Below are 24,650 nucleotides of genomic sequence, written 5' to 3'. Positions count from 1 at the left end.
CACATGGCACGTTTCTTTATCGACCGGCCCATCTTCGCGTGGGTCATCGCCATCATCATCATGCTGGGCGGGATGATGTCGATCCGCTCGCTGTCGCTGGAGCAGTACCCGGACATCGCGCCGCCCAAGGTCAACATCAAGGCCACCTATACCGGTGCCTCGGCCAAGACCCTGGAAGATTCGGTGACCCAGGTCATCGAACAGCAAATGAAGGGCCTGGACAACCTGCAATACATGTCGGCCAGCTCCAGTTCGGCCGGCAGCGCCACGGTGGCGCTGACCTTCACCGCCGGGACCAATCCGGACGTGGCCCAGATGCAGGTGCAGAACAAGCTGCAGCAGGTCACGGCGCGCCTGCCGCAGGCGGTGCAGAACAATGGCGTGACCGTTACCAAGGCCTCCACCGATATCCTGATGGTGCTGTCGCTGACCTCGGATGATCCGCGCATCACCAGCATCGACATCGGCGACTTCATCAGCAGCACGCTCACCGACCAGATCAGCCGCGTGGAAGGCGTGGGCGACGTGACTGCCTTCGGCACCAATTACGCGATGCGCATCTGGATCGATCCGGCCAAGCTGCAGAAGTACGCGCTCATGCCATCCGACGTCACCAGTGCGCTCGAAGCGCAGAACACCGAAGTGTCGGCCGGCGAGATCGGCGCACTGCCGGCGCAACCGGGTCAGCAGATCAACGCCACCATCACGGCGCGCAGCAAGCTGACTACGCCGGATGAATTCCGCAACATCATCGTCAAGTCTTCCGCCGATGGTTCAGTGGTGAAACTATCTGACGTGGCCCGCGTGGAGCTGGGTGGCGAGAGCTACCAGGTGGCCTCGCAGCAGAACGGAAAACCGTCTTCGGCGCTGGCGATCCAGCTGGCCACCGGCGCCAATGCGCTGGCCACGGCGGACGCGGTCAAGAAGAAGATGGCCGAGCTGGAGCCTTACTTCCCGGCCTCCATGAAGCTCAAGACCAATATCGCCTACGACACCACGCCTTTCGTGCGCGTGTCGCTGGAAGAAGTGGTCAAGACCCTGATCGAAGCCATCGTGCTGGTGGTGCTGATCATGTATCTGTTCCTGCAGAATATCCGCGCTACCTTCATTCCGGCCATCACGGTGCCGGTGGTGCTGCTGGGGACCTTCGGCATCCTGGCCATGTTCGGCTATTCCATCAACACCCTGACCATGTTCGGGATGGTGCTGGCCATCGGCTTGCTGGTGGACGATGCCATCGTGGTGGTGGAAAACGTCGAGCGCCTGATGAGCGAAGAAAAGCTCAGTCCCAAGGAGGCCACCCGCAAGTCCATGCAGGAAATCACCGGTGCGCTGGTCGGTATCGCCATGGTGCTGTCGGCGGTGTTCATCCCGATGGCCTTCTTTGGCGGATCGACCGGCGTGATCTATCGCCAGTTCTCCATCACCATCGTCTCGGCCATGGCCTTGTCGGTGATGGTGGCGCTGACCCTGACGCCGGCCCTGTGCGCCACGCTGCTCAAGCCGCATGCGAGTGGCCACGTGCAGCAAGGAAAATTCTTTACCTGGTTCAACCGCACCTTTGACCGCAACGCCACCCGCTACCAGGGCGGTGTCGGCGGCCTGCTCAAGCGCGGCAAGCGCGGTCTGCTGATGTATGCGCTGATCGCCGTGGCGATGGCGGTGCTGTTCATGCGCCTGCCCACGTCCTTCCTGCCGGAAGAAGACCAGGGCGTGCTGATGGCCCAGATCCAGTTGCCCACGGGCGCGACCGCCGAGCAGACCGCAACCGTCGTGAAGACCGTGCAGGAATACTTCATGAACAAGCCCGAGTCGGTCGATTCGGTGCTGGCCATCGTCGGTGCAGGCGTGGGCGGCAACAGCCAGAACGGTGCGCGTGCCTTCATCCGCTTGAAGGAGTGGGACCAGCGTACCGGTGCCGGGCAGTCGGCTTCCGAGCTGGTGCGCCTGGCCAACGCGGACTTGTCCAAGATTCGCGGGGCGCGCGTGTTCCTGATGAATCCGCCGGCGGTGCGCGGCCTTGGACAGAGTTCCGGCTTCGACCTGGAATTGAAGGATGTGGGCGGCGTGGGCCACGATGCGCTGTTGAAGGCGCGGGACCAGTTCCTGCAACTGGCGCGCGGCAATGCGCTGCTGGCCAATGTGCGGACCACCGGCCTCGATGACACGCCGCAATTGCGTGTGGCCATCGATGACCGCAAGGCAGATGCATTGTCGATTGCGACCTCCGACATCAACTCGACATTGGCCACTGCCATGGGCGGCACCTACGTGAATGACTTCCTCAGCAACGGGCGCGTCAAGAAGGTCTATGTGCAGGGCGATTCCGCCTTCCGCATGCAGGCCGAAGACCTGAACCGCTGGTATGTGCGCAACTCAGCCAGCCAGATGGTGCCGTTCTCGGCCTTCATGAGCAGCAAGTGGACCTATGGACCTTCCCTGCTGGAACGCTACAACGGCGTGTCGTCCTTCGAGATCGTCGGTGAACCGGCCGCGGGCGTGAGCTCGGGCACGGCCATGGCCGAAGTGGAAAAACTGGTGGCGCAACTGCCGGCCGGCATCGGTTTCGAATGGACCGGTTCGTCCTATCAGGAGCGGCTCTCGGGCAACCAGGCACCGATGCTGTATGCGATTTCCATCCTCTTCGTGTTCCTCTGCCTGGCGGCCTTGTATGAGAGCTGGTCGGTACCCTTCGCGGTGATCCTGGCGGTGCCGCTGGGCATCGTCGGGACCGTGCTGCTGACGGGGATTTTCGGGATGTCCAACGACGTGTATTTCCAGGTGGGGCTATTGACCACGGTGGGCCTGTCGGCCAAGAACGCGATCCTGATCGTGGAATTCGCCAAGCAATTGCACGAGTCCGGCAAGAGCCTGCGGGATGCCACGCTGGAAGCGGTGCAGCTGCGCCTGCGTCCGATCCTGATGACCTCGCTGGCCTTCATGTTCGGCGTGCTGCCGCTGGCCGTGGCCAGCGGCGCCGGCTCGGCCAGCCGCCGCGCCATCGGCACGGGCGTGCTGGGCGGCATGCTCTCGGCCACTTTGCTGGGCATCTTCTTCGTGCCCTTGTTCTACTACCTGATCGGCACCTGGCTGGATCGCCGCGCGGCGAAGAAGCCGCGCCAGGATGACGATCACGCGACACAAAAGGAGGGCGTGTGATGACCCGGCCCGCACAACAAAAATCCATTCTCCGGTCCCGCACGGCCATGGTGCTGGCGCTCACGGCAGCGTTGGCGGGCTGCGCCAATCTCGCGCCCGATTACGCGCAGCCGGCCGCACCGGTGCCGGCCAGCTGGACCCAGCAGGTCGACGGCAAGCCGGTCGGCGCCAGCGCTGGCAAGGCCGCTGGCGAGATCGATGCGGACCAGCTCGGCTGGCGCGAATTCTTCCTCGATCCGCGCCTGCAGCAGGTGATTGCCGCTGCGCTGGAGAACAATCGTGACCTGCGGGTGGCGGCGTTGAACATCGAGAAGGCGCGTGCGCAATATCGCATCACCGATGCCGATCGCTATCCGGCCATCTCCGCCACCGGCACCAGTACTGCCAGTCGCACGCCGTCTGAGTTGTCCACCAGCGGCCGCGCCACGGTGTCGCGGCAGCAGAGTGTCACGGTGGGGATCAGTGCTTATGAACTCGATTTCTTCGGTCGCCTGAAGAATCTCTCGGATGCGGCGCTGGAGACCTATCAGTATCAGGTCGAGACCCGTCGCAGCACGCACATCAGCCTGGTGGCCGAAGTGGCCACGGCGTGGCTCACGCTGGCCTCCGACCGCGAGCTGTTGAAGCTGGCGCAGGACACCTATGCCAGCCAGTCGCGCACCTTCGAACTGAGCCAGCGCAGCCATGATATCGGCACCGTCTCCGGGGTCGACCTGGCCAGCCAGGAAGCCACGGTGCAAGCGGCACGTGCCGATGTGGCCAGCTACACCAGCCAGGTCGCGCAGGATATCAACGCCCTGCGCCTGCTGGTCGGAGCCGATATCGATGCGGCGCTGCTGCCCACCGGCTTGCCGGATACCGCCAGCGTATTGCCTGCCACGCCTGCCGGCTTGCCGTCGCAAGTATTGCTGCGTCGCCCGGATGTGCTGGCGGCGGAGCATACCCTGAAGTCCGCCAATGCCGACATCGGAGCAGCGCGCGCGGCCTTCTTCCCCAGCATTTCGCTCACCGCTGATGGCGGTACGGCCAGCCGCACGCTGGGCGGCTTGTTCAAGGCCGGCAGTGGCAGCTGGAGTTTCGTGCCGTCGATCAACCTGCCCATCTTCAATGCGGGCAGCCTGCGTGCCAGCCTGGACTCGGCCAAAATCACACGCGACATCGATGTGGCGAATTACGAGAAGGCGATCCAGACCGCCTTCCGTGAAGTGGCCGACGCACTGGCCGTGCGCGCCACGCTGGACCAGCGGCTGGACGCACAGGGTCGGGCCACGGCGGCCAGCGAGAAGGCCTTCCGCTTGTCCGAGGCACGCTACAAGAATGGCATCGACAGCTATCTCACCACGCTGGTAGCGCAGCGTACGCTGTACTCCGCACAGCAGACGCTGATCTCGCTGCGACTGACCGAGCAGAGCAATCGCATTACGCTCTACAAGGTCCTGGGCGGGGGCTGGAATGAGGACACTGCGCAGCCTGTGGCAGCTGTGCAGCGCAGTCCGTCGTGATCGAGCTGACGGCCGTCAGCGCCCGATCCGCTGCTGCGCCGGCATGATGTCGGCGCAGCAGCGGATCATCATCATCGGCCGCCACGTCAGCATCCCGCTGGTCGGCGCTGAACTGCCCGCACCATTGTGGATGTTGATGTGAATTGCGGTATTTTTATCGTGAAATGAATGTGTGTTGGCGATATTTTGCTGCAAGTGCTTCCTGCGTGAAGCTTCATATCTGAAGCCATCACTTGCCCCTTAATCTGGTTGACAAGCCGTACACCGGCGGGAATAATCCGCCAAGTGATACGACAACGTACAAGCTCTGCCGACCCGATGAAGGCGCAGGGCTATCGGCGAGATCACCGCCTTTGAATGCAGCACCGATCCGACAACAACAACGATGAGCAACCATCAGGAGACAGCCCGCATGAGCGCAGACACCGACCGTGATGCGTGGCAGACCGCCCGTTTTTCCCGACTCCTGCTGACCGGCGCGGCCGGTGGCGTGGGCCGGCAATTGCGTGGCCGCCTGGCATCCTTCGCCGAGCGTGTGCGGGTAGCGGATCTGGCTGCGGCCATGGAGGCCGCGGGTCCCGCGGCGGCGCATGAAGAAGTGCTGGGCTGCGACCTGGCCGACCGCGCCGCGGTCGATGCCATGGTGGCAGGCTGCGAGGCCATCATCCACCTCGGTGGCGTGTCGGTGGAGCGTCCCTTCGAAGAGATCCTGGAAGCCAACATCAAGGGCGTCTTCCACATCTACGAGGCCGCGCGCCGCCATGGCGTCAAGCGTGTCATCTTCGCCAGCTCCAACCACGTCACCGGTTTCTATGGCCAGGATGAGCGCATCGATGCGCACGACATGAAGCGTCCCGATGGCTACTACGGCTTGTCCAAGTCGTATGGCGAAGACATGGCGCAGTTCTACTTCGACCGCTATGGCGTGGAGACGGTGAGCATCCGCATCGGATCGATCTTCCCGGAAGCGACCAACCGCCGCATGCTGGCCAGCTGGATGAGCATGGACGATTTCGAGCAACTGCTGCGCCGTGCGCTGTTCATCCCTGGCGTGGGTCACACCATCGTCTACGGCATGTCGGCCAACGCCAAGACATGGTGGGACAACCGCCACGCCGCGCACCTGGGTTATGCGCCCAAGGACAGTTCGGAAATCTTCCGCGCCAAGGTGGAAGCGCAACCGCAGCCGGCCGCCGATGATCCGGTGGCGACCCTGCAAGGTGGCGCCTTTACGGCTGCCGGACCCTTTGATCCGTTGGCGAACTAACTTAATTTATCCACAGCGTTTTCTCGTTTCATCGCGGCATTCCGTCGTAGTTCATCGCCGCAGTTCATTGCATTTTCCGCGCGCCACGCCATTCTTCAGCGCGCGGCATGGCAGCACCGCACGCAACAGCTTGACCTGAATCGCAGCAAGGCAGCACCCGGCACACCGGGCCGCTCGCACGCAGCAGGATCGCGCCCGCGCCGCACCGATGTCCGGTTCCCTGAAACCTTGACGGACCCGGCAGCCCATGAACTTCTCTCTCGACTTCACGCCACTGGCGCCCTACTGGCCCGTGTTCCTGCACGGTGCCTGGCTGACGCTGAAGATGACGACGCTGGCCGTCATCGTCGGCGTGGCCATCGGCATCTTCGTCGCCTTCGCCAAGAATAGCCCCAATCGCGTTGTGGCCCGCACCTGCAGCGGCTACATCGAGGTGGTGCGCAATACCCCGTTCCTGGTGCAGATCTTCCTGCTCTATTTCGGCCTGGCCAGTCTTGGTATCCGCATGCCGACCTTCGCGGCAGCGGTGCTGGCCATGATCATCAACATCGCCGCCTATGCCGCCGAGATCATTCGCGCCGGCATTGATTCGGTGCCGCGCGGACAGATCGAAGCCGCCGAATGCCTGGGCCTGTCGGTCTGGCGCATCCGCTGGCACGTGATGCTGCAGCCGGCCATCGAGCGCGTCTATCCGGCGCTGACCAGCCAGTTCCTGCTGATGATGCAGGCCTCGGCGATGGCCTCGCAGATTTCCGCCGAGGAGTTGACGGCCATCGCCAATACCGTGCAGTCCGATACCTTCCGTTCACTGGAAACCTATCTCGTGGTGGCTGCCCTGTACCTGGTGCTGGCCGTGCTGGTCAAGCTGGTGGCTTATTCCATCGGTGAAACTATTTTCAAACGCCGCCGCACCTTGCGCCGCGCGGCTGCACAGGGCAGGCGCAGTCCGGTGTCGCGCTTGCCCGCCAGCGATCCGGCAGCGATGGCACCGCTGGCCCATGTGCCGTATGTACATGCTGCCTCGCGGCCGGTGGCGGTCAACACCGCAGCCGCGCTGCGCATCGAAGGGAGCACATCATCATGGGCAACTTCAGCTGGACTTATTTCTTGTTCATGGTGCAGTCGATCGGCTGGACACTGGTCTTGTCGCTACTGGCTTTCGTGCTCGGTGGCATCGGCGGATTCCTGGTGATGCTGGCGCGCATCTCGCCACGCGCCTGGCTGCGGCGGCCTGCCATCCTCTTCATCGAATGCGTGCAGGGCATACCCTTGCTGATCCTGCTCTTCATCGTCTATTTCGGCTTGTCGGTGTATGGGCTGGTGCTGCCGGCACTGGTGGCAGCGGGGCTGGCGATGATGATCTATGCCAGCGCGTATCTGGGCGACATCTGGCGCGGTTGCGTGGAGGCCATGCCGCGCCCGCAGTGGGAAGCATCGGAGTGCCTTTCGCTGACACGCTGGCAGACGCTGCGCCTGGTCATCATCCCGCAGGCCACGCGGCTGTCGCTGCCGCCGACCATCGGCTTCCTGGTGCAGCTGATCAAGATGACCTCGCTGGCGTCGGTCATCGGTTTCGTCGAACTGACGCGGGCCGGTCAGATCATCAACAACTCCATCTTCCAGCCCTTCCTGGTGTTCCTGCTGGTGGGGTCCTTCTACTTCCTGCTCTGCTATCCCTTATCGCGCTGGAGCGCATCCATGGAGAGAAAGCTCAATGTCAGCCATCGCTAAACCCGAATCCGCACCGCATCTGCGCGCCGTGGCGGCGTCCCAGGAAGCGCAGCCGGTCATCGTCCGGCTGGACCAGGTCTACAAGAGTTTCGGTGACAACCAGGTCTTGAAAGGCGTGTCCTTTGAAGTCGCGCGCGGCGAGATGATCGCCATCATCGGCGCCTCCGGTTCCGGCAAGTCCACCGCGCTGCGCTGTATCGACCGGCTGGAGACCATTGACTCCGGCAGCATCGAAGTGGCCGGCATCCGTGTCGATGATCCGCAGGTCGACCTGCACCAGCTGCGGCGCGAGGTGGGCATCGTGTTCCAGAGCTACAACCTGTTCCCGCATCTCAACGTGCTGGAAAACGTCATGCTGGCGCTGCGCCACGTCAAGCAGCAGGACAAGGCCGAGGCGCGCCGCGTGGCCCTGGCCGCGCTGGCGCAGGTGGGGCTCGATGAAAAGGCCAATGCCTATCCCGAGCAGCTCTCGGGCGGCCAGCAGCAGCGCGTGGCCATTGCGCGCTCGCTGGCGATGTCGCCCAAGGTGATGCTGTTCGATGAAGTGACCTCGGCACTGGACCCGCAACTGACCGGCGAAGTACTGCGCGTGATGGAAGACCTGGCCGCCAATGGCATGACCATGCTGCTGGTGACGCACGAGATGAACTTCGCCAAGCGGGTGGCCGACCGCATCATCTACATGCACCAGGGCAGAGTGTGGGAAGTCGGTCCCGGCGACATGCTGGACCATCCGCACACCCCCGAACTGCAAGCCTTCCTGGCTGCCGACCTGTAGCGCAAACGCTGTTGCCTGACCTGACCATTCATAAAATAACGGAGACACAAAATGAAACTAAGCCCATTACGCCACCTTGCACGCCCGGCCATTGCGGCCCTGATCCTGGGCCTCGCTACCCATGCCGCGCACGCCGACCAGCTCGACGATATCAAGAAGGCCGGCAAGATCCGCATCGCCACCACGTCCAGCACGCCGCTGTTCGGCTACAGCGACGACAAGCTGCAGCCGGCCGGCTCCGACGTCGATGCCGCGCGCCTGCTGGCGCAGGACCTGGGCGTGCAGCTCGACCTGATCCAGGTGGCCAATGCCGCGCGGGTGCCGACCCTGCAATCCAATCGCGCCGATATCGTGGTGGGCTCGCTGTCGATCACGCCGGAGCGCCTGAAGGTCATCGATTTTTCCACGCCCTATGCGGTCATCAGCCTCATCATTGGCGCGCCCAAAAGCATGGCCATCAAGGATTATGCCGACCTCAACGGCAAGCGCATCGGCGTCACCCGCGCCACGCCCAACGATACGCTGACCACGCAGAACGCCAAGGGCGCGGAGATCATGCGCTACGAGGATGACGCCACCCTCATCACCTCGATGGTCACCGGCCAGGTGGAAGTCTTTTCCAGCACGCCTTCCAACCTGCAGGAGATGCAGAAGAAGGCGACGGGCAAGAATCTGGAAATGAAATTTGAACAGAAGGCCTTTGACCTGGGCATCGCCATCAACAAGAACCAGCCACGCCTGAAGGAATGGATCGACAACTGGGTCAAGACCAACCAGAAGAATGGCAAGCTCAATGCCATCTACAAGAAACATCACGGCCGCGATCTGCCGGCTGCCGTGCAGAATCCCGCATAAGCCGTATCTGTTCCAGCCACGCCGGGTGCAGCATGGCCCGGCGTTGTTGCGTCATGCGCAGCGTTCAGCGGCCTTCGAAAATGCGCTGGCGCGCATGCCCGATGTGGGCACGCATGGCCGCCTCGGCGTCTTGCGCCGAGCCTTGGGCGATGGCATCGATGATGGCCTGATGTTCCTCGTCGATGACCTGGATGCGCTCGCTCTCCTGCGGTGAACCCAGGTTCTGCGCCAGTTCCATGCACTGGCGGATCGGGCCCAGCGCATGTTCGATGGTGGAGATGAAGAAGGGATTGCGGGTGGCCCGGGCAATGGCCATGTGCAGCGCCAGATCTTCCTCCACGCCGGTCTGGCCTTGCAGCTGCGCGCGCCGCAGCGCTTGCAGGCAATGGCGCATCAGGGCGATGTCCTCGTCCTCGCGGGCCGTGGCCGCAATGCCTGCCGCACCCACTTCCACACACGCGCGAAACGCGTAATAGCGCTCCACGTCAGGAATGCTGGCAATCTGCGCCGGCGCGCTGCTTTGCAGGACCGGCAGCCGCTGCACATAGTTGCCCGAGCCCCGGCGCGAGACCACGATACCTTCCGAACGCAGGCGCGAGAGCGCTTCCCGTACCGTCGTGCGGGAAGCCTCGTAGCGCTGCGCCAGTTCCACTTCGGTGGGCAGCTTGCGGTTCTCGCCCAGTTCCCCGCGCAGGATGGACGCGATGATCTGCTTGCAGATGTGTTCGGACCGGCTGAGTTGGCCGCGATGTGAAGAATCGGGGGAGGGCGGGTGGAATGCTGACATGTACGATGACTGCTGCCGGGAAGTTCGTCTGCGGTCACTATGAAGGGTTCTGCGCCGGGGCGCAAGCCTGGGCTGCCCGGCGCGCGGGAAGATTCACCTCATCCCCCTGAAATCGGCCTGCAAAGCCGTTTCCATGAAGGAATCTGCATTTAATTCGGTTGACTTCCGGAGCCGCGATCATTAGAGTTGTCCACCTGCATGAAGAATTAGTCCGACTAATCGCAGCTCAACTTATACGACATCGTATAAATAAAATGATAAAAAAGATAAGAAAACTTCATCTGGAGACAGGCATGCATTCCCGATCTGCCTGAGCCCAGGCGGCCCTGTGCCGCCGGGGGATGACGGCTGTGCGCCATCCACCGCGAGAGCGGGCGCACAACCAGACCCTGGGGCGACGGGCCGCGCATTGCCTGCCCTTTGAAGAACTATCCATTTTGGAGACGCCATGAAGTACGTAAGAGGAATCCGCTGGTACATGGTGACGCTGGTCACCCTGGCCCTGATCGTCAATTACCTGGCCCGCAACACGCTGTCGGTGGCCGCCCCGACCATGATGAAAGAGCTGGACATGAGTACCCAGCAGTACTCCTACATCGTGGTGGCGTGGCAGATCTGCTATGCGGTCATGCAGCCGGTGGCCGGCTACGTTCTCGACGCGGTGGGCACCAAGATCGGCTTCGGCATCTTCGCCCTGGCCTGGTCGCTGGTGTGCGCGGCGGCTGCACTGGCGACCGGCTGGCAGAGCCTGGCCTTCTTCCGCGCGCTGCTGGGCATGACTGAAGCGGCCGGCATTCCCGGTGGCGTGAAGGCTTCCACCGAGTGGTTCCCGGCCAAGGAACGGTCGGTGGCCATCGGCTGGTTCAATATCGGTTCCTCGATTGGCGCGCTGTGCGCACCGCCCCTGGTGGTGTGGACCATCCTGCACGGCGGCTGGAAGATGTCCTTCGTGGTGGTGGGCGTGCTGGGCGTGTTGTGGTTCTTCCTGTGGATGCTGTTCTACAAGAGCCCGCGTGAACAGAAGCTGCTCTCGCCGGAAGAGCGCGACTACATCCTCGACGGCCAGGAAAAGACGCCTGAAAAAGTCGTGCGTGAAAGCTGGACCAAGATCGTGCGCAGCCAGAACTTCTGGTCGATCGCCATTCCGCGCTTCCTGTCGGAACCGGCGTGGCAGACCTTCAATGCCTGGATCCCGCTGTACATGGCCACCGAGCGCCACATGAACATCAAGGAAATCGCCATGTTCGCCTGGCTGCCTTTCCTGGCGGCGGACATCGGTTGCGTACTGGGCGGCTACCTGAGCCCGTTGTTCCACAAGCATTTGAATGTGTCGCTGTTCACTTCGCGCAAGCTGGTGATGCTGGTGGGCAGTCTGGCCATGATCGGGCCGGCTTGCGTGGGCTTCGTCGATAGTCCGTATGTGGCCATTGCCTTGCTCTCCATTGGCGGCTTTGCGCACCAGACGCTGTCGGGCGCGCTGTATTCGATCACTTCCGATGTGTTCACCAAGAATCAGGTGGCCACTGCCACCGGCCTGACCGGCATGAGCGGCTACCTGGGGGCGACGCTGTTCACGCTGCTCTTCGGCATCCTGGTCACGCAGATTGGTTATGGTCCCCTGTTCGTGCTCCTGGCGGCCTTCGACCTGGTGGCCGTGGCGGTGGTGTTTGCGATTGCCCGTCCGCGTCCGGAGGCGATTGCCTGATTGTCGTCATTCGCAAGAGTGCATGAGGGGGCGGCGTCTTGGGACGCCGCCCTTTTTTCATTGGGGATCACGGATCAGTGATGCCCGATATCGTTCATGCCGTCAGCGGCGGGCGCTGCATGGCCACCCACTCCTGCACCGTGGAACGCCGCCATTGCGCCTTGGCATAGGCGGCCAGACGCGGTGGTACAGGATCGCCATGCAGGGCGAGACGATTGATCATCAGCGCCAGGTCGGTATCGGCGATGCTCCATTGGCCGAAGAGATGGTCTGCTCCCTGCGGCAGCAGGGCTTCCGCGAAACGGAACAGCTGCTGTGCTGCGGCCTCTGCCTGCGCGGACAGGGGCGGCTTGCGGGCGGCATAGAAGAGCACTTGCGTATTGCGTTCTTCGCGGATGGGCATCAGGTCGCTGCGCAGCCAGGCTTGCACCTGGCGTGCGCGTGCGCGCAACGCTGGAGTGGAAGGATAGAGCGGGGCGCCGTCGAAGTCGTCTTCCAGATATTCCGTGATGGCCGAGGATTCGGACAGGGCCAGCTCGCCTTGCTGCAGCGTCGGCACGCGCGCGGTCAGGGACAGCGCGGCATAGGCAGGATCATGATGGGCGGCGGCGTCGAGGTCGACGGTGTGCAGATCGAAGGGCAAGGCCTTTTCGCGCAGGGCGACGAAGACCGACATGGCATAGGGGCTGGCGTATTGGGCGTCGACGTGGAGTTGCAGAGCGGACGGGTGACGATCAGTTTGCATATGTACCTCGTGAAGAACGGTTGAAGAAAGCCGTTCCGCCGGCAGTGCGCCGGGCGAGGTCTGAAAGAAGGGTGATGTTGCGATCCAGTCCCGCCAGGCGATCCGCCGGACGGGACGTGACATCCCCGTCAGCGGAGATGCCGTTTTTTGGTGTTCAGCCCGCGCAGGCAGACACCGGCGGCCGGAAGGGCTGCGCGTGTCTGAATGAGGGATCGCTTCAGTTGCATGGTGTGGGAAGTGATGGGCTGAGCGACGATAGTAAACGAGATTGTCGGAAAAGTTCAAATGCCGTGTGGCGTTTCTGCACCGTGCAGATTCACAATCGTCCTTTTCCTTGCTGGCAAAAGAGGTGGTGATATGAAAGGCATGCAATCGAACCGCGATGTCGTCGTTGACGGTGCAATAATGGGGCCTTTCTTATGCCCGGATGACGACATCATGAACGACGGCAGCGCGCAAGCCATCCCGGATTTCGGTCAGGATTTCCGCGCGCTCCTTCATTTTCTGTACGCGGGCAGTGATACAGAAACGCTTTCGCCAGAGCGCTTTGCTGCAGTGCTGCGTATCGATGCTGCCGCGCTCATGGCCTCATGCCGCTACCCGGCGCTGTCACATTGCAGCGAAGCGTACGCCATGCAAAGGCATCTGCATGAAGCCGTACGCGTCATTCGGCTCTGCAATGATCTCTTCGGCAATGTGGAAGCATCCCTGGCCTGGTTTCAACAGGCCGCGCTCCCGGTTTTCGGTGGCAATACGCCGCATCAGCTGGTGTCGGAAGATCGTACCGATGATCTCGTGCGTTATCTTTCTTCGCTGGAAGCCGGATTTTCGGGATGATCCTGACCAGTCTTGAGACGGTCGCTTATCGGGTCCATGTTCCTCGCTGGTCGTTTGATCCGGTCTCAGGTGCCGGCGCAGCGCGATTCGGCGGCAGGCTCAACCGGCCCGGCGTGCCGGCTTTGTACCTCTCGCTGGAGACGGCCACGGCACTGGCCGAATACCAGCAGTTGGCTCCACTGCTGCCGCCGGGTGTGATCGTGGCCTATCAGGTGAGGCTGGAGAAGGTGGTGGATTTCCGTGATGGCATCGGCCCGGGGTGGAGCCCGATCTGGCGGAGTTTCTATTGCGATTGGCGGCGCTTGCTTTTTCAGGACACCACTGACCCACCTTCGTGGGCGATAGGTGATGCAGCCATGACGTCAGGTGCCAGTGGCATCCTGTTTCGCTCGGCCCTTACCAGCGCCGGTTGCAATCTGGTGGTCTTCACGGAGAAGCTTGGACATGCCGATCAACTGAACGTGCATGATCCGCTGCGCACATTGCCAGCCGATCAGGCCTCCTGGCGGTAACGGTACCAGCGGCCTCGTCAAGAGCAGATCAGCGAATCTCCGCGCTATACCTGAACTTGCTCCCCGCCCCACGCGATTGTCGCCACTCCAGCGGCGCGCCATCCGAGCCGAAGGCGATGCGTTCGATCACCACTACCGGCGTCTTTTCCTTGAGTCCCAGCAGCTTGGCCTGCGCCGCCGTCACCGTTTCCACCGTCAGTGTTTCACGCGCCGAGGCGACGATGAGCCCGCATTCGCGCTCATACAGCGGATACAGCAGATCGCCGAAATCTTCCGGTGCCTTCCCCGCCAGCGCCTTGAAGCGTTGGGCACACAGGTAGATGTTCTCGGCCAGCACCGGTTGTCCATCCACCTTGCGCAGGCGCAGCAGTTCGATCACCCGGGCGTGCGTCTTCAGGTGCAAGGCCTCGGCCACCTGACGCGGTGCCTCGATGACCTTGCGGCTGACGATCACGCTGGTCGGCTGCAGCGGGCGGCCATCGGCCGATTCGAAGCGGAAGAAGCGGAACAGCGAATTGTCGAAACGCGCCTTGCGCACGAAGGTGCCACGTCCGTGCGTGCGTTCCACCAGGCCTTCGCTCATCAGCGTCTCGACCGCGCGGCGCACCGTACCCACGGCCACCTGATAGGTCTGGCTCAATTCGGCTTCGGACGGGATGGCTTGTCCCGGTTGCCATTTCTGGGCGCGGATCTGCGCCGCGAGCTGGTCACGCAACTGGAGATAGAGCGGCAGGCGCGCATCGGCGGCGGTCTGGTCAAGCATGCTGAAACTTGCCTTGCAAAAGAGAAAGTGCTCAGTCTACCCGGGGCCGGGCCTGCCCACAATGACAGGGTGCATCGTACCGCACGCAGGTGGACGGCACTGCGACGCCGTCCTTGTCCACCGATGATGCATCCCTGAGCGCCACAAGGTTTCATCGCTCGCCGCAGTGATCAGGATTCAGGAGGATTGTTGAGTCACCCCGGCTGTGTTATCTTCCGTTAACTCATATAGATGACTATATGAGTAGTCCACTAAATATATCAATCAGCTACGCGCCACCATCGTGCTTGCATCACGTTCCGGCACCGCCCTGGCGGCCGGACGGGGAAGCCCGAGGTAGCGCGCCTTCGGCATAGAGGAAGAGACAATGTTTTCATGGTATCGGCAGGTCACTGCCAAGGAACGCAAGACTTTCTGGGCCTGCTTCAGCGGGTGGGCACTGGATGCGCTGGACGTGCAGATGTTCAGCCTGGCCATCCCCGCGCTGATCGCGGCCTTCTCGCTCTCCAAGGCGGACGCCGGCATGATCAGCGGTGCCACGCTGGTGGCCTCGGCCATCGGCGGCTGGTTCGCCGGCGCCCTGTCGGACCGCTACGGGCGCGTCAAGACCCTGCAGATCACCATCATCTGGTTTTCCTTCTTCACTTTCCTGAGCGCCTTCGCCCAAAGCTATCCGCAGCTGCTGGTGCTCAAAGCCCTGCAGGGCTTCGGTTTCGGCGGTGAATGGGCGGCCGGTGCGGTGCTGATGGCCGAGACCATCCGCGCCGAACATCGCGGCCGCGCCATGGGTACCGTGCAGAGCGCCTGGGCCGTGGGCTGGGGCGGTGCGGTGCTGCTGTTCTCGGTGCTGTTCACGATGCTGCCGCAGGAAATGGCCTGGCGCGTGATGTTCGTCATCGGTCTGCTGCCCGCGTTGCTGGTGGTCTACGTGCGCCGTTCGGTGTCCGAGACCGATGCCTTCCTGGCCGGCCGCAAGGCTGCCACCAGCAAGCCTGCGGCCAGTACGCTGCTGGGCATCTTCCGTCCCGACGTGCTGCGCCTGACCCTCATCGGCAGTCTGCTCGGCGTGGGGGCACACGGTGGCTACTATGCGCTGATGACCTGGCTGCCGACTTATCTGAAAACCGAGAAGCACCTGTCGGTCCTGTCTACCGGCGGTTATCTGGCCGTCATCATCATCGCCTTCTGGTGTGGCTGCATCGCCAGTGCGCAATTGCTGGACCGCATCGGCCGCCGCCGCACCGTGGCGTCGTTCGCACTGTGCTGCGTGGCGACCGTGCTGTGCTACATCTTCCTGCCGCTGACCGATACCCAGATGCTGATCTGCGGCTTCCCGCTGGGCTTCTTCGCGGCCGGCATCCCGGCCAGTCTCGGCGCGCTCTTCAATGAGCTGTATCCGAGCGGCATTCGCGGCACCGGCGTGGGCTTCTGCTACAACTTCGGACGCGTGGCCTCGGCCGGCTTCCCGGTGCTGGTCGGGCACATGAGCGACTCCATGCCGCTGGGCCAGGCCATCGGCATCGATGCCGCCATCGCCTATTCGCTGGTGGTGATCGCCGTGCTGATGCTGCCCGAGACCAAGGGACGCCAGATGGAAACCGGCGCATGAGCAAGACCGCCACCGTGACCGCGCCCGCATTGCGCATCGATACCCACGCGCACGTTTTTGCGCGTGGCCTGCCGATGGCCGACGTGCGCCGTTACACGCCGGCTTACGACGTGACCGTCGAGGAGTACCTGGCGCAGCTGGATGCGCATGGCATGAGTCATGGCGTGCTGGTGCAACCGAGCTTCCTGGGCAGCGACAACGGCTACCTGTTGCAGGCCATCGCTCGCGCTCCGCAGCGCCTGCGCGGCATCGCCATGGTCGATGCCGATATCGACGACGCGCAATTGCAGGCCTTGCAGCAGGGCGGCGTGGTCGGCGTGCGCTTCAACCTGGTGGGTGGCGCGCCGCTGCCGGATTTCGGCGGCGCGTGGCGCGACACGCTCACGCGCATTGCGGCACTGGGCTGGCAGGTAGAGATTCATCGCGAGGCCGCAGATTTGCCACGGGTGCTGGAACCCTTGCTGGCACTGGGATTGAAGGTCGTGGTCGATCACTTCGGGCGGGTCGACGCGGCACTGGGCGTGGATGACCCGGGTTTCCGCTACCTGCTCTCCACCGGCCCTTCGCGCCAGGTGTGGGTGAAATTGTCGGCGCAGTATCGCAACGGCGGCAGCGAGGGCGGTGCCCGTTTCGCTGGCCAGGCCTGGCCGCTGCTGCGCCAGCACTTCGGACCGGATCGCCTGCTGTGGGGCAGCGACTGGCCGCACACCCAGCATGAGAGCATGACCAGCTATGCCGACAGCTGGCGGCGTTTTGAAAGTCTGGTGAGTGACGAGGCCGATCGCCGTTGCATCACCGGCGAGACGGCGGCGCAACTGTTCCAGTTCGCCTGAGCCCGTGCCACGCGCACAGGAAAGCAGATAATCCCTCCGGGGATTGATGCATGGCCTGCATCAGATCCCCGCATTGATGCATTCGCTGCACTTGTTGCGCAGCGGATGATGTCACCTCCGCTTCACTCGATCCAGCTCAGCTGCGTCAGTTTGACGCGCTCACCGAGACGCGGCGCATTGACCAGGTGCCATGCCGTGTATTGCTCGGCATAGGCCGTGTCGGAGGCCATCAGGTCCACCGGCACCACCACGTCAAAACCACGGAAGGCTGCGCTGGCCGCCGTATGCAGCACCGCGCCGTGGGCCGCCGCACCGATGCAGATCACGGTCTTGATGCCTTTCTCGCGCAGCAACTTTTCCAGCTCGGTATTGATGAACTTGTCCGGGCCCGACTTGAACAGCGGCTCACCGCCCTGCATGGCCGCTTCGGGCCAGATGTCGGCCGGCGTGCTGTTGCCGCCCAGGGTATGGATCACAGGGACCTTCTTCTCGCGTGCCATGGCCAGCAGCCTGGCCACGCGCGGCAACATCGCCACGCAGCGCGGTCGGCTGTCCGGATGACAGGTCTGGCGCGCGATGTCGAGCACCAGCACGGCGGTGGTGGCCGGGTCGATGACTACGTGCGACAGTGCCGGCGCGGCCGGTGCCTTCACCGTCGACCATTCGTCATAGACGCCCTGGGCTGCCGCCGGGGCGGAGACTGCAAGGCTGGCCGACAGGCCGATGAGGGCGGCCAGGATGGCGTGAGAGAAGAGTCGCATGGTGTTCCTTTCAGAAGCAGGGGCCCGGGGAGTCGGTATTGTTGGTCATTTTCCTGCACGGTGCCATACTTGGCCCGCCGCGCGGAAACAAATTATCGCCGAGCTTGTCCTATCGCGCAGGCCGGACAAAGCGTCCGCGCCGCCGGAGACAAGCCGCCAGGGAAGCGGCGCCCCGGACAATATTTCTTCAGAACAAAATTTTGCCGGGCGGGGCGGCGGAAAGACAGCATTGGAAAAACTGGTCAAGCGACTTGGTTTGGGCCTCATCGGCCTGGTTTTCTTCTGGGTACTGGATCGCATCAGCGCCAACGAACTGGCCAAGAGCAGCGTGCTCATGGCCACCGCCTTGCCCGGCATCGCCGGCGTGTTTCTGGTCTTGCCGCGGATGCGCGAACGGCCACGCTGGTTCTCGCGCGCGACGCTGGTGATCATCGGCGTATTCTTCCTGGATGCTGCCATCAAGGGTTTCCTGCGCGACTATTTCGGCCTGCGCCCCAATCCCATCCTGGTGCTGCAAGCCAGCTTCAATACCAACCCGGCCGAGAGCAGCGAGTTCTTCCGCCACAATGGCCGCGACCTGGCCGAGGCGCTGGGCCTGCTGTTGCTGGCGTGGACCGGACTGTGGCTGGGCGAGCGCTGGCTGCGCCGGCGCGAGCAGGGGCAGCCCGCCGCGCCCTGGCGCTGGCGCGGGCGGGCCGCCGTCGGCTGCTTGCTGGCGGTGTTCGTGGCCCTGCATTTCAATCCCACCATGGCCAAGGAAAATCCGCTGCTGTTCTGGCCCATCCGTTATCTCGACTATCGCGAGCAACTGGCCCAGGCCGCCACCATGGAGGCGGATGTGGCGCGCAACATGGCGCATCGCTCCGACTGGCAGGTGCGCTATGCCGGACCGGAGCGCAACACCGTGGTGTGGATCATCGGCGAGAGTCTCAATCGCGCCAACATGTCGTTGTATGGCTATGAGCGCCATACCTCGCCGACGCTGGAAGCGATGCGCAAGGAGCTCATCGTGTTCCGCGACGTGGTCTCGTCGGAACCCGCCACCATGGCCTCGCTGATGAAGATGCTCACGCCGGCCGACCTCAACGATCCGCAGGCCTGGAACCGCAAGCCGGACGTGCTGATGCTGGCGCGCGAGGCAGGATTCCGGATTCACTGGCTGTCCAACCAGCCGCCCAACGATGGCTGGCTGGGCCTGGTCTCGCGCCGTGCCGACGAGCAGGTGTTCATCAACAAGGGGGCCGGGCGCGGCGAAAACAATTTCGACGGCAACCTGCTGCCGGCGCTGGACACTGCCTTGCACGACCCGTCCCCGAAGAAGCTGATCGTGGTGCACCTGCTGGGCGCGCATCCTACCTATGACATGCGCTACCCCAGCCAGTACGCACGTTTCGATACCGTGCGCGATGGCGTGACCGAAAAGCTGGAGGACGCCGACCGCTCGGCGTGGATACGCCAGCTGCGCAATGAGTACGACAACGCCATGGCCTACAACGACTACGTGGTCGGCAGCATGCTGAAGCTCACCATGAACGCGGCACCGCAGGACCATGCCAGCCTGCTCTTCAGTTCCGACCACGCGCAGGAGGTGGGCCACACGCGCAATCACGCCGGCCAGTCGGTGAGCGACGCCACCGGCTATGAAATTCCGATGCTGGCATGGACCCGCTCCTTCACCGGCAAGAGCCCGGAGGACAAAGCCCGGCTCGAATACCGGCCTTACCAGACCGACCAGCTGGAGCACACCATCATGGGCCTGCTGGGCGTGCAGTCACGCTACTACGACGCGCGCCACGACATCCTCAGCGAGCAGTTCGGCAGCGGCAATTTCCATCAGCGGCGGCGCATCAATGGCCAGCCTTATCTGCCGCGCACGGTGACCTACAACCAGACTCCCTGATCGCGTTGGAGAAGCGTGATCCCTGATGGAGCCGAGCGAAGCCGCAGGACGCGCCATGCGCGATCCTGACGGACGCGCGCGGTTCTCGTATCATGCTGCTTTGCATCGCACATCCCGCCATGTCCACTTCTTCCGCCATTGTCTTTCCCCGCCATGCCGTGATCATCGGCACCGGTGCCGTCGGTCTCATGACTGCCATCCACGCGCTGGACCAGGGCTTGCAGGTGACCCTGCTGGATTTCAATCCGGCCGGCAGCGAGGAGGCGTCCAGCTATGGCAATGCCGGCTGGCTCTCCTCGCATTCGGTGATTCCGCCGGTGGAGCCGGGGATGTGGAAGAAAGTCCCCGGCTATCTGATGGATCCGCTCGGTCCCCTGTCGATCCGCTGGCGCTACCTGCCGCGCCTGACGCCCTGGCTGCTGCGCAACCTTGCCAGCGCGCGCCGTGATCGCATCCGCACCACCGCACGCGCCTTGCGCACGCTGGTGGCCGATGCCCGCCGCCTGCATCTGGAGGTGGCGCAGCGCGCCGGTGTGGCGCACCTGATCGATACCTCGGGGGTGCTGCATGTCTACCGTTCGCGCCAGCATTTCGACAATGATGCGTTCGGCTGGGGTGTGCGTCGCGAGCTGGGCATCCAGTGGCAGGAGGTGGAAGGCGCGGCACTGCGTGAACGCGAACCGGATCTGGATCCGGCCTTCGGCTTTGCGGTCCAGGTCGACGAGGCCGGTCATTGCCGCAATCCTGCGGCGTATCTGCAGGCCTTGCAGGCGCATGCCCTGGCACGCGGTGCAAGCCGCGTCGAGGGCCGGGCCACGGGTTTCTGCGTGGAGCAGGGACGCTTGAAGGCCGTGCTGACCGAACAGGGCGAGATCGCCTGCGATGCCGCCGTCATCTGCGCCGGTGCACGCTCAAAGGCGCTGGCGGCTGCCGCTGGCGATCAGGTGCAGCTGGAGAGCGAGCGCGGCTATCACGCCGTCATTGGCGGGCACGACCAGGAGGCGCGAGCGCGTACGCCGATGATGGTGTCCGAATTCAAGGTCATCGCCACGCAGATGGAAACCGGCTTGCGCATTGCCGGCCAGGTCGAGTTCGCCTCCTTCGAGGCGGCACCGGACTGGCGGCGCGGCGAGATCATGCGCGACATCGCCCTGAAACTCTTCCCCGGCCTGCCGCGCACGCTGCCGGCGGAGGACGTGAAATACTGGCTGGGCCGCCGCCCCAGCACGCCCGACGGCATGCCCTGCATCGGACCGGCCAGCGCCAGTGCCGACATCATCCACGCCTATGGCCACGGCCACATCGGCCTGGGTTGCTCGGCACGCACCGGACGCATCGCCGCGCAGTTGCTGGCGGGGGAGGTGCCGGAAATCGATCTGGCACCGTTCAGTCCGCAGCGCTTCTGAGGGCCTGCCTCAGAAAGCGATATCGGCGGCTGCCGCGATGGTGGTGCGCACGCCATACGCCCCCAGATTGGCCAGCGTGGCCTGATGATGGGCCACCACCTGATCCACCGGTAGCACACCGTTCGGTGCGGTGGTGTGTGCCCCTGCCGCCAGCGTTACCGGAAAGCCCAGCGCCAGTGCGCGACGCACGGTGGATTCCACGCAGAACTCGGTCTGCATGCCGCAGATCACCAATCGTGTCACGCCACGTTCGCGCAGCTGCGATTCCAGTGACGTCTGGTGGAACGCATCTGATCCGCGCTTGCGCAGGTAGAGGTCATCGGCCTGATGATGCAGACCGTCCGCAAGTTGCCATCCGGCACTGTCGTGCTGCAAGCTGCCGCTATCTTCGTGCTGCACGAAGATCACCGGTGCGCCTGCCGCACGTGCATGGGCCGAGAGCAGGTTGATGTTGGCGATTGTGGTGTCGCCGTTGTCGACGGCTTCAGGGCCGGTGCACAGGGCTTGCTGGACGTCGATGATGAGCAGGGCAGTGGTCATGGTGGCGAACGCGTTGAGAAGAATGCGCTAGGGTAACAGAGCCCCGGCCAAGCGGCCCCGCAAGGATATTGCCAGCCTGACACTGCGGCAATTTGTCCCATTTCATCGGTCCGGGGGCTTCGCTACAATGGGGTACTCCGAGTTATTCCATTTCTGCATCTATTCCCATGACTGCCCTGTTTGACCGCGTTGAAGGCTTCCTGCGCAAGGCATCCGGACTGCACATCCTGCTGGCCCTGCTGCTGGTGTGCGGCCTGCTGTGCTGGGCCGTGTGGGTATGGGCTACCGGTGAAGGCCGCACGCCGTTCGGCATGCTGGACTTCTGCATCACGCCGCCTGCGAAGTAAGCCTCCCATCGCTGGCATGCGCTGAGCGCATGCGCATGACCCCAGCCAGTTTCCCCGCGTTCCTGCACACCCGGCCTGAAGCGCCCTACAATGGCCGCTTCCCCGTTTTTCATCGGCCGCATGCCTGCTTCGCCTTCCTCCAGTGCATTCCACCCTCGCCTGACCCTGCAGACGCTCACCCGTGGTGAGGGCTTGCTGGGCATGCGCGCGCACGGGCTGTTCGGGCCGCGTGGCGGCATGGTGACGGTGGCGCAGATCGACTGGGTCTATGGTGAGGGCGCGCAGCGCTGGAGTGTGCCGGCTCCTGTGGGTCACGCCGATGACGAAGCCGGTTACACGCCGGCGCACGTCACGCGCAACCACGCCGCCGAGGCCGCCGCACTGGAGAGCATTCGCGAGATGGGCCTGCTGCCCTTGCGTGAGGATGCCTTGCAATGGCGTGCCGAGAATCCCCTGCATGACGCCGGTCCGCTCTGGACCCTGATGCTGGAAGACGCCTTCGGCGACTTCTGGGCCGACCAGGCCCCGCGTCTGCAGCAGCAGGGCTGGACCTTGCGCGTGCGGCCGGGGTTTGCGCATGAGAGTGTGCCGGTCACGGCGTGGCGCTTCATCGTCAGCAGCGAGACCGGTGAGCTCAGCGCGCGCGAGGTGGCCGCGCCCCTGCAGCCGCGCGCCTTCTCCAGCGAGATCTTCGACGGCCTCGATCCCAGTGGCCGCTGGCTGCTGGCTATGGGCATCGAGGTCGATGGCCAGACCCTGGATGTGGCACCGATGGTGGCCGACCTGTTGCGGCGCGACCCGCGCTGGGCCGATGCGCAACAGGTGGAGCGCATGGATCCGCATGCCGTGATCTCGCTGCGTGCACCGGGCGGCCGCCGCATCGATGCCATGGCCGGTCCGCTCAAGGCGGTGGTGCTGTCCTTGCTGGATCTGCTGGTGGACCTCAAGCGCAAGGACGGACCGCTGCAACTCTCGCCCTGGGATGCCCATCGCCTGCACAGCCTGCAGGCCGATCTCCAGCTGTTGGAAGGCGGTGCGCCGTGGCACATGAGCGGCGCTGCCGGCGTGCTGCAACTGGCACAGCGGCTGCGTGCCGCCGGCAGCGTTCAACCGGTGGCACCCCCGGCAGGATTGGGCCTGACCTTGCGCGGTTACCAGCTGCAGGGTGTGGCCTGGATGCAGTACCTGCGCCAGCATGGCCTGGCCGGCATCCTGGCCGACGACATGGGCCTGGGCAAGACGGCGCAGGTGCTGGCCCATCTGCTCATCGAACGACAGGCCGGCCGGCTCGACCTGCCCGCGCTGGTGGTGGTGCCGACCTCGCTGCTGTTCAACTGGCAGCAGGAAGCGCAGCGCATCGCCCCGGCCCTGCGCGTGCAGGTGCTGCATGGCGAGGACCGCGCGCGCCATGTCAGCGCCATTGCGCAGGGACAGGCCGATCTGGTGCTGACCACCTATCCGCTGCTGTGGCGCGATCTCGACCTGCTGCTGTCGCTGCGCTTTCACCTGCTGGTGCTGGACGAGGCGCAGACCATCAAGAATGCCGCTGCCCGCAGCACCGCTGCCGCGCGCCGCCTGCACGCACGTCATCGGCTTTGCATGACCGGCACGCCGCTGGAAAACCATCTCGGCGAATTGTGGAGCCAGTTCCATTTCCTCATGCCGGGCTTCCTGGGGGATGCGCGCAGCTTCGCACGGCTCTGGCGCAAGCCCATCGAGCAGCAGGGCGAGACCGTCCGTGCGCGCCTGCTGGCCCAGCGCGTGCGCCCCTTCATCCTGCGCCGGCGCAAAGAGGATGTGCTGCAGGAGCTGCCGGCCCGCATCGAGATCATCGAACGCCTGCAACTGCAGGGCCGCCAGCGCGAGCTCTACGAGAGCGTGCGCATCGCCGCCGACAAGCAGGTCCGCCGCGCGCTGGAGCGGCGCGGCCTGGGCAGCAGCCAGGTGTCGGTAATGGATGCGCTGCTCAAGTTGCGCCAGGTCTGCTGCGATCCCTACCTGCTGAAGCAGGGCCGCATGCCGCGTGGACTGGAGCGCGCCAAGATCGAGTGGCTGCGCGATACCCTGCCCGCGCTGGTGGAGGAGGGGCGGCGCATTCTGCTGTTCTCGCAATTCACCAGCATGCTGGACCTGATCGAAGCTGAACTGCAGGCGCTGCAACTGCCCTGCCTGATGCTCACCGGCGACACCGAACCAGCCGCCCGCAGCGGTGTGATCGCCCGCTTCCAGCAAGGTGAAGTGCCGCTGATGCTGGTGAGCCTGAAGGTGGGTGGGGTTGGCCTGAACCTGACGGCTGCCGATACCGTGGTGCTGGCCGATCCCTGGTGGAACCCGGCCGTGGAAGAGCAGGCCATTGCCCGCGCGCACCGGCTGGGGCAGACGCGCCAGGTATTCGTCTACAAGCTGGTCATCGAGGGGAGTATCGAAGAACGCCTGCTCGAACTGCAGACGCGCAAGTCGGCGCTGGCCGAGGGCATGCTGGGGCGCGATGACACCGCCACCATCAAGTTTGGCGAAGAGGAATTGCAGGCCTTGCTGGCACCGCTGGGGGCGGGCATTGCGGAAAAAATCCTGTCATAAGCGCGGCTGATGACTGAACAGCTTCATCATCAG

21 protein-coding genes and 1 pseudogene are annotated in these 24,650 nt (G+C 63.9%); 16 read left to right on the top strand and 6 right to left on the bottom strand.

Annotation, left to right across the window (positions count from 1 at the left end; genetic code table 11):
* The first annotated feature begins 3 nt into the window (after positions 1 to 3).
* Both J2X56_RS17825 and J2X56_RS17820 read left to right on the top strand, forming a co-directional pair.
* Entirely contained in the window at positions 4 to 3,159 is a 3,156-nt protein-coding gene (locus tag J2X56_RS17825; protein ID WP_121041169.1) for an efflux RND transporter permease subunit, read from the top strand.
* The gene (locus J2X56_RS17820) at positions 3,159 to 4,661 is read left to right on the top strand and encodes an efflux transporter outer membrane subunit (RefSeq protein WP_310161364.1); all 1,503 of its coding nucleotides are present in this window, start codon (positions 3,159 to 3,161) and stop codon (positions 4,659 to 4,661) included. The genes J2X56_RS17825 and J2X56_RS17820 overlap by 1 nt, the downstream gene beginning before the upstream one ends.
* Before the next feature lie 15 nt (positions 4,662 to 4,676).
* Here the strand turns inward: J2X56_RS17820 and J2X56_RS17815 are convergent, their stop codons facing one another.
* Entirely contained in the window at positions 4,677 to 4,856 is a 180-nt protein-coding gene (locus J2X56_RS17815) for a hypothetical protein (RefSeq protein WP_310161362.1), read from the bottom strand.
* A 217-nt stretch (positions 4,857 to 5,073) separates the two neighbouring features.
* Here J2X56_RS17815 and J2X56_RS17810 point away from each other — a divergent pair, with 217 nt between their 5' ends.
* The 5 genes and pseudogenes from J2X56_RS17810 (at position 5,074) to J2X56_RS17790 (ending at position 9,292) form a co-directional block, all read left to right on the top strand.
* A complete protein-coding gene (locus tag J2X56_RS17810) occupies positions 5,074 to 5,928 on the top strand; it encodes an NAD(P)-dependent oxidoreductase (protein WP_121041165.1) in 855 nt (284 codons plus the stop codon).
* 247 nt (positions 5,929 to 6,175) lie between these two features.
* Positions 6,176 to 6,877, top strand: a pseudogene (locus J2X56_RS17805) (amino acid ABC transporter permease); the annotation flags it as partial.
* A 128-nt stretch (positions 6,878 to 7,005) separates the two neighbouring features.
* The gene (locus tag J2X56_RS17800) at positions 7,006 to 7,659 is read left to right on the top strand and encodes an amino acid ABC transporter permease (protein ID WP_310161585.1); all 654 of its coding nucleotides are present in this window, start codon (positions 7,006 to 7,008) and stop codon (positions 7,657 to 7,659) included.
* Complete coding sequence (locus J2X56_RS17795) at positions 7,643 to 8,437, top strand: amino acid ABC transporter ATP-binding protein (RefSeq protein WP_204726806.1); 795 nt, start codon at positions 7,643 to 7,645, stop codon at positions 8,435 to 8,437. Before J2X56_RS17800 ends, J2X56_RS17795 begins: the two co-directional genes overlap by 17 nt.
* Positions 8,438 to 8,488: 51 nt before the next feature.
* Positions 8,489 to 9,292, top strand: coding sequence for a transporter substrate-binding domain-containing protein (locus J2X56_RS17790; RefSeq protein WP_310161358.1), 804 nt, complete (start codon positions 8,489 to 8,491; stop codon positions 9,290 to 9,292).
* A 64-nt stretch (positions 9,293 to 9,356) separates the two neighbouring features.
* Here J2X56_RS17790 and J2X56_RS17785 read toward each other — a convergent pair whose 3' ends face one another.
* Positions 9,357 to 10,079 carry a FadR/GntR family transcriptional regulator gene (locus J2X56_RS17785; RefSeq protein ID WP_310161356.1) on the bottom strand — a complete coding sequence of 241 codons (723 nt, stop codon included), beginning with the start codon at positions 10,077 to 10,079 and terminating at the stop codon, positions 9,357 to 9,359.
* A gap of 448 nt (positions 10,080 to 10,527) precedes the next feature.
* Here J2X56_RS17785 and J2X56_RS17780 point away from each other — a divergent pair, with 448 nt between their 5' ends.
* The gene (locus tag J2X56_RS17780) at positions 10,528 to 11,784 is read left to right on the top strand and encodes an MFS transporter (protein WP_310161353.1); all 1,257 of its coding nucleotides are present in this window, start codon (positions 10,528 to 10,530) and stop codon (positions 11,782 to 11,784) included.
* A 94-nt stretch (positions 11,785 to 11,878) separates the two neighbouring features.
* Here the strand turns inward: J2X56_RS17780 and yfcF are convergent, their stop codons facing one another.
* On the bottom strand, positions 11,879 to 12,529 hold the full coding sequence (gene yfcF, locus J2X56_RS17775; protein WP_310161349.1) for a glutathione transferase: 651 nt from the start codon (positions 12,527 to 12,529) through the stop codon (positions 11,879 to 11,881).
* 357 nt (positions 12,530 to 12,886) lie between these two features.
* Between yfcF and J2X56_RS17770 the strand changes: the two genes are divergently transcribed.
* Together J2X56_RS17770 and J2X56_RS17765 are read left to right on the top strand one after the other, a co-directional pair.
* Positions 12,887 to 13,366 (top strand): DUF2384 domain-containing protein, encoded by a 480-nt coding sequence (locus J2X56_RS17770; RefSeq protein WP_310161346.1) that lies wholly within the window; start codon positions 12,887 to 12,889, stop codon positions 13,364 to 13,366.
* On the top strand, positions 13,363 to 13,878 hold the full coding sequence (locus tag J2X56_RS17765) for an RES family NAD+ phosphorylase (RefSeq protein ID WP_204726811.1): 516 nt from the start codon (positions 13,363 to 13,365) through the stop codon (positions 13,876 to 13,878). Before J2X56_RS17770 ends, J2X56_RS17765 begins: the two co-directional genes overlap by 4 nt.
* Positions 13,879 to 13,906: 28 nt before the next feature.
* Here J2X56_RS17765 and J2X56_RS17760 read toward each other — a convergent pair whose 3' ends face one another.
* The gene (locus J2X56_RS17760; protein ID WP_034331745.1) at positions 13,907 to 14,641 is read right to left on the bottom strand and encodes a GntR family transcriptional regulator; all 735 of its coding nucleotides are present in this window, start codon (positions 14,639 to 14,641) and stop codon (positions 13,907 to 13,909) included.
* A gap of 367 nt (positions 14,642 to 15,008) precedes the next feature.
* Between J2X56_RS17760 and J2X56_RS17755 the strand changes: the two genes are divergently transcribed.
* Complete coding sequence (locus J2X56_RS17755; RefSeq protein ID WP_034331744.1) at positions 15,009 to 16,250, top strand: MFS transporter; 1,242 nt, start codon at positions 15,009 to 15,011, stop codon at positions 16,248 to 16,250.
* Positions 16,247 to 17,083, top strand: coding sequence for an amidohydrolase (locus J2X56_RS17750; RefSeq protein ID WP_204726813.1), 837 nt, complete (start codon positions 16,247 to 16,249; stop codon positions 17,081 to 17,083). The genes J2X56_RS17755 and J2X56_RS17750 overlap by 4 nt, the downstream gene beginning before the upstream one ends.
* Positions 17,084 to 17,205: 122 nt before the next feature.
* Here the strand turns inward: J2X56_RS17750 and J2X56_RS17745 are convergent, their stop codons facing one another.
* Positions 17,206 to 17,844, bottom strand: a complete 639-nt coding sequence (locus J2X56_RS17745; RefSeq protein ID WP_209569505.1) for a cysteine hydrolase family protein — start codon at positions 17,842 to 17,844, stop codon at positions 17,206 to 17,208.
* 229 nt (positions 17,845 to 18,073) lie between these two features.
* Between J2X56_RS17745 and J2X56_RS17740 the strand changes: the two genes are divergently transcribed.
* Together J2X56_RS17740 and J2X56_RS17735 are read left to right on the top strand one after the other, a co-directional pair.
* Positions 18,074 to 19,744 carry a phosphoethanolamine transferase gene (locus J2X56_RS17740; protein ID WP_310161336.1) on the top strand — a complete coding sequence of 557 codons (1,671 nt, stop codon included), beginning with the start codon at positions 18,074 to 18,076 and terminating at the stop codon, positions 19,742 to 19,744.
* Between the two features lie 119 nt (positions 19,745 to 19,863).
* Complete coding sequence (locus J2X56_RS17735; protein WP_310161333.1) at positions 19,864 to 21,150, top strand: FAD-binding oxidoreductase; 1,287 nt, start codon at positions 19,864 to 19,866, stop codon at positions 21,148 to 21,150.
* A 9-nt stretch (positions 21,151 to 21,159) separates the two neighbouring features.
* On the opposite strand, the gene J2X56_RS17730 is transcribed toward J2X56_RS17735, so the two are convergent.
* A complete protein-coding gene (locus tag J2X56_RS17730; RefSeq protein WP_209569502.1) occupies positions 21,160 to 21,690 on the bottom strand; it encodes a cysteine hydrolase family protein in 531 nt (176 codons plus the stop codon).
* 167 nt (positions 21,691 to 21,857) lie between these two features.
* Here J2X56_RS17730 and J2X56_RS17725 point away from each other — a divergent pair, with 167 nt between their 5' ends.
* Together J2X56_RS17725 and J2X56_RS17720 are read left to right on the top strand one after the other, a co-directional pair.
* On the top strand, positions 21,858 to 22,037 hold the full coding sequence (locus tag J2X56_RS17725; protein WP_034331740.1) for a hypothetical protein: 180 nt from the start codon (positions 21,858 to 21,860) through the stop codon (positions 22,035 to 22,037).
* Between the two features lie 90 nt (positions 22,038 to 22,127).
* Positions 22,128 to 24,617 carry a DEAD/DEAH box helicase gene (locus J2X56_RS17720; RefSeq protein ID WP_121041141.1) on the top strand — a complete coding sequence of 830 codons (2,490 nt, stop codon included), beginning with the start codon at positions 22,128 to 22,130 and terminating at the stop codon, positions 24,615 to 24,617.
* Positions 24,618 to 24,650: the final 33 nt, after the last annotated feature.

This window comes from Herbaspirillum sp. 1173, from assembly GCF_031455335.1.
GTDB classification, from domain to species: domain Bacteria; phylum Pseudomonadota; class Gammaproteobacteria; order Burkholderiales; family Burkholderiaceae_D; genus Herbaspirillum; species Herbaspirillum huttiense.
This window is presented reverse-complemented; position numbering and strand designations above follow the sequence as displayed.

Excerpts from the sequence above, each read along its gene's own strand:
- J2X56_RS17770 (WP_310161346.1), top strand. The coding sequence starts at position 12,887 with ATGAAAGGCATGCAATCGAACCGCGATGTCGTCGTTGACGGTGCAATA.
- J2X56_RS17825 (WP_121041169.1), top strand. The coding sequence starts at position 4 with ATGGCACGTTTCTTTATCGACCGGCCCATCTTCGCGTGGGTCATCGCC.
- yfcF (WP_310161349.1), bottom strand. The coding sequence starts at position 12,529 with ATGCAAACTGATCGTCACCCGTCCGCTCTGCAACTCCACGTCGACGCC.
- J2X56_RS17820 (WP_310161364.1), top strand. The coding sequence starts at position 3,159 with ATGACCCGGCCCGCACAACAAAAATCCATTCTCCGGTCCCGCACGGCC.
- J2X56_RS17785 (WP_310161356.1), bottom strand. The coding sequence starts at position 10,079 with ATGTCAGCATTCCACCCGCCCTCCCCCGATTCTTCACATCGCGGCCAA.
- J2X56_RS17750 (WP_204726813.1), top strand. The coding sequence starts at position 16,247 with ATGAGCAAGACCGCCACCGTGACCGCGCCCGCATTGCGCATCGATACC.
- J2X56_RS17780 (WP_310161353.1), top strand. The coding sequence starts at position 10,528 with ATGAAGTACGTAAGAGGAATCCGCTGGTACATGGTGACGCTGGTCACC.
- J2X56_RS17765 (WP_204726811.1), top strand. The coding sequence starts at position 13,363 with ATGATCCTGACCAGTCTTGAGACGGTCGCTTATCGGGTCCATGTTCCT.
- J2X56_RS17790 (WP_310161358.1), top strand. The coding sequence starts at position 8,489 with ATGAAACTAAGCCCATTACGCCACCTTGCACGCCCGGCCATTGCGGCC.
- J2X56_RS17725 (WP_034331740.1), top strand. The coding sequence starts at position 21,858 with ATGACTGCCCTGTTTGACCGCGTTGAAGGCTTCCTGCGCAAGGCATCC.
- J2X56_RS17745 (WP_209569505.1), bottom strand. The coding sequence starts at position 17,844 with ATGCGACTCTTCTCTCACGCCATCCTGGCCGCCCTCATCGGCCTGTCG.
- J2X56_RS17795 (WP_204726806.1), top strand. The coding sequence starts at position 7,643 with ATGTCAGCCATCGCTAAACCCGAATCCGCACCGCATCTGCGCGCCGTG.
- J2X56_RS17760 (WP_034331745.1), bottom strand. The coding sequence starts at position 14,641 with ATGCTTGACCAGACCGCCGCCGATGCGCGCCTGCCGCTCTATCTCCAG.
- J2X56_RS17735 (WP_310161333.1), top strand. The coding sequence starts at position 19,864 with ATGTCCACTTCTTCCGCCATTGTCTTTCCCCGCCATGCCGTGATCATC.
- J2X56_RS17755 (WP_034331744.1), top strand. The coding sequence starts at position 15,009 with ATGTTTTCATGGTATCGGCAGGTCACTGCCAAGGAACGCAAGACTTTC.
- J2X56_RS17730 (WP_209569502.1), bottom strand. The coding sequence starts at position 21,690 with ATGACCACTGCCCTGCTCATCATCGACGTCCAGCAAGCCCTGTGCACC.
- J2X56_RS17720 (WP_121041141.1), top strand. The coding sequence starts at position 22,128 with ATGGCCGCTTCCCCGTTTTTCATCGGCCGCATGCCTGCTTCGCCTTCC.
- J2X56_RS17810 (WP_121041165.1), top strand. The coding sequence starts at position 5,074 with ATGAGCGCAGACACCGACCGTGATGCGTGGCAGACCGCCCGTTTTTCC.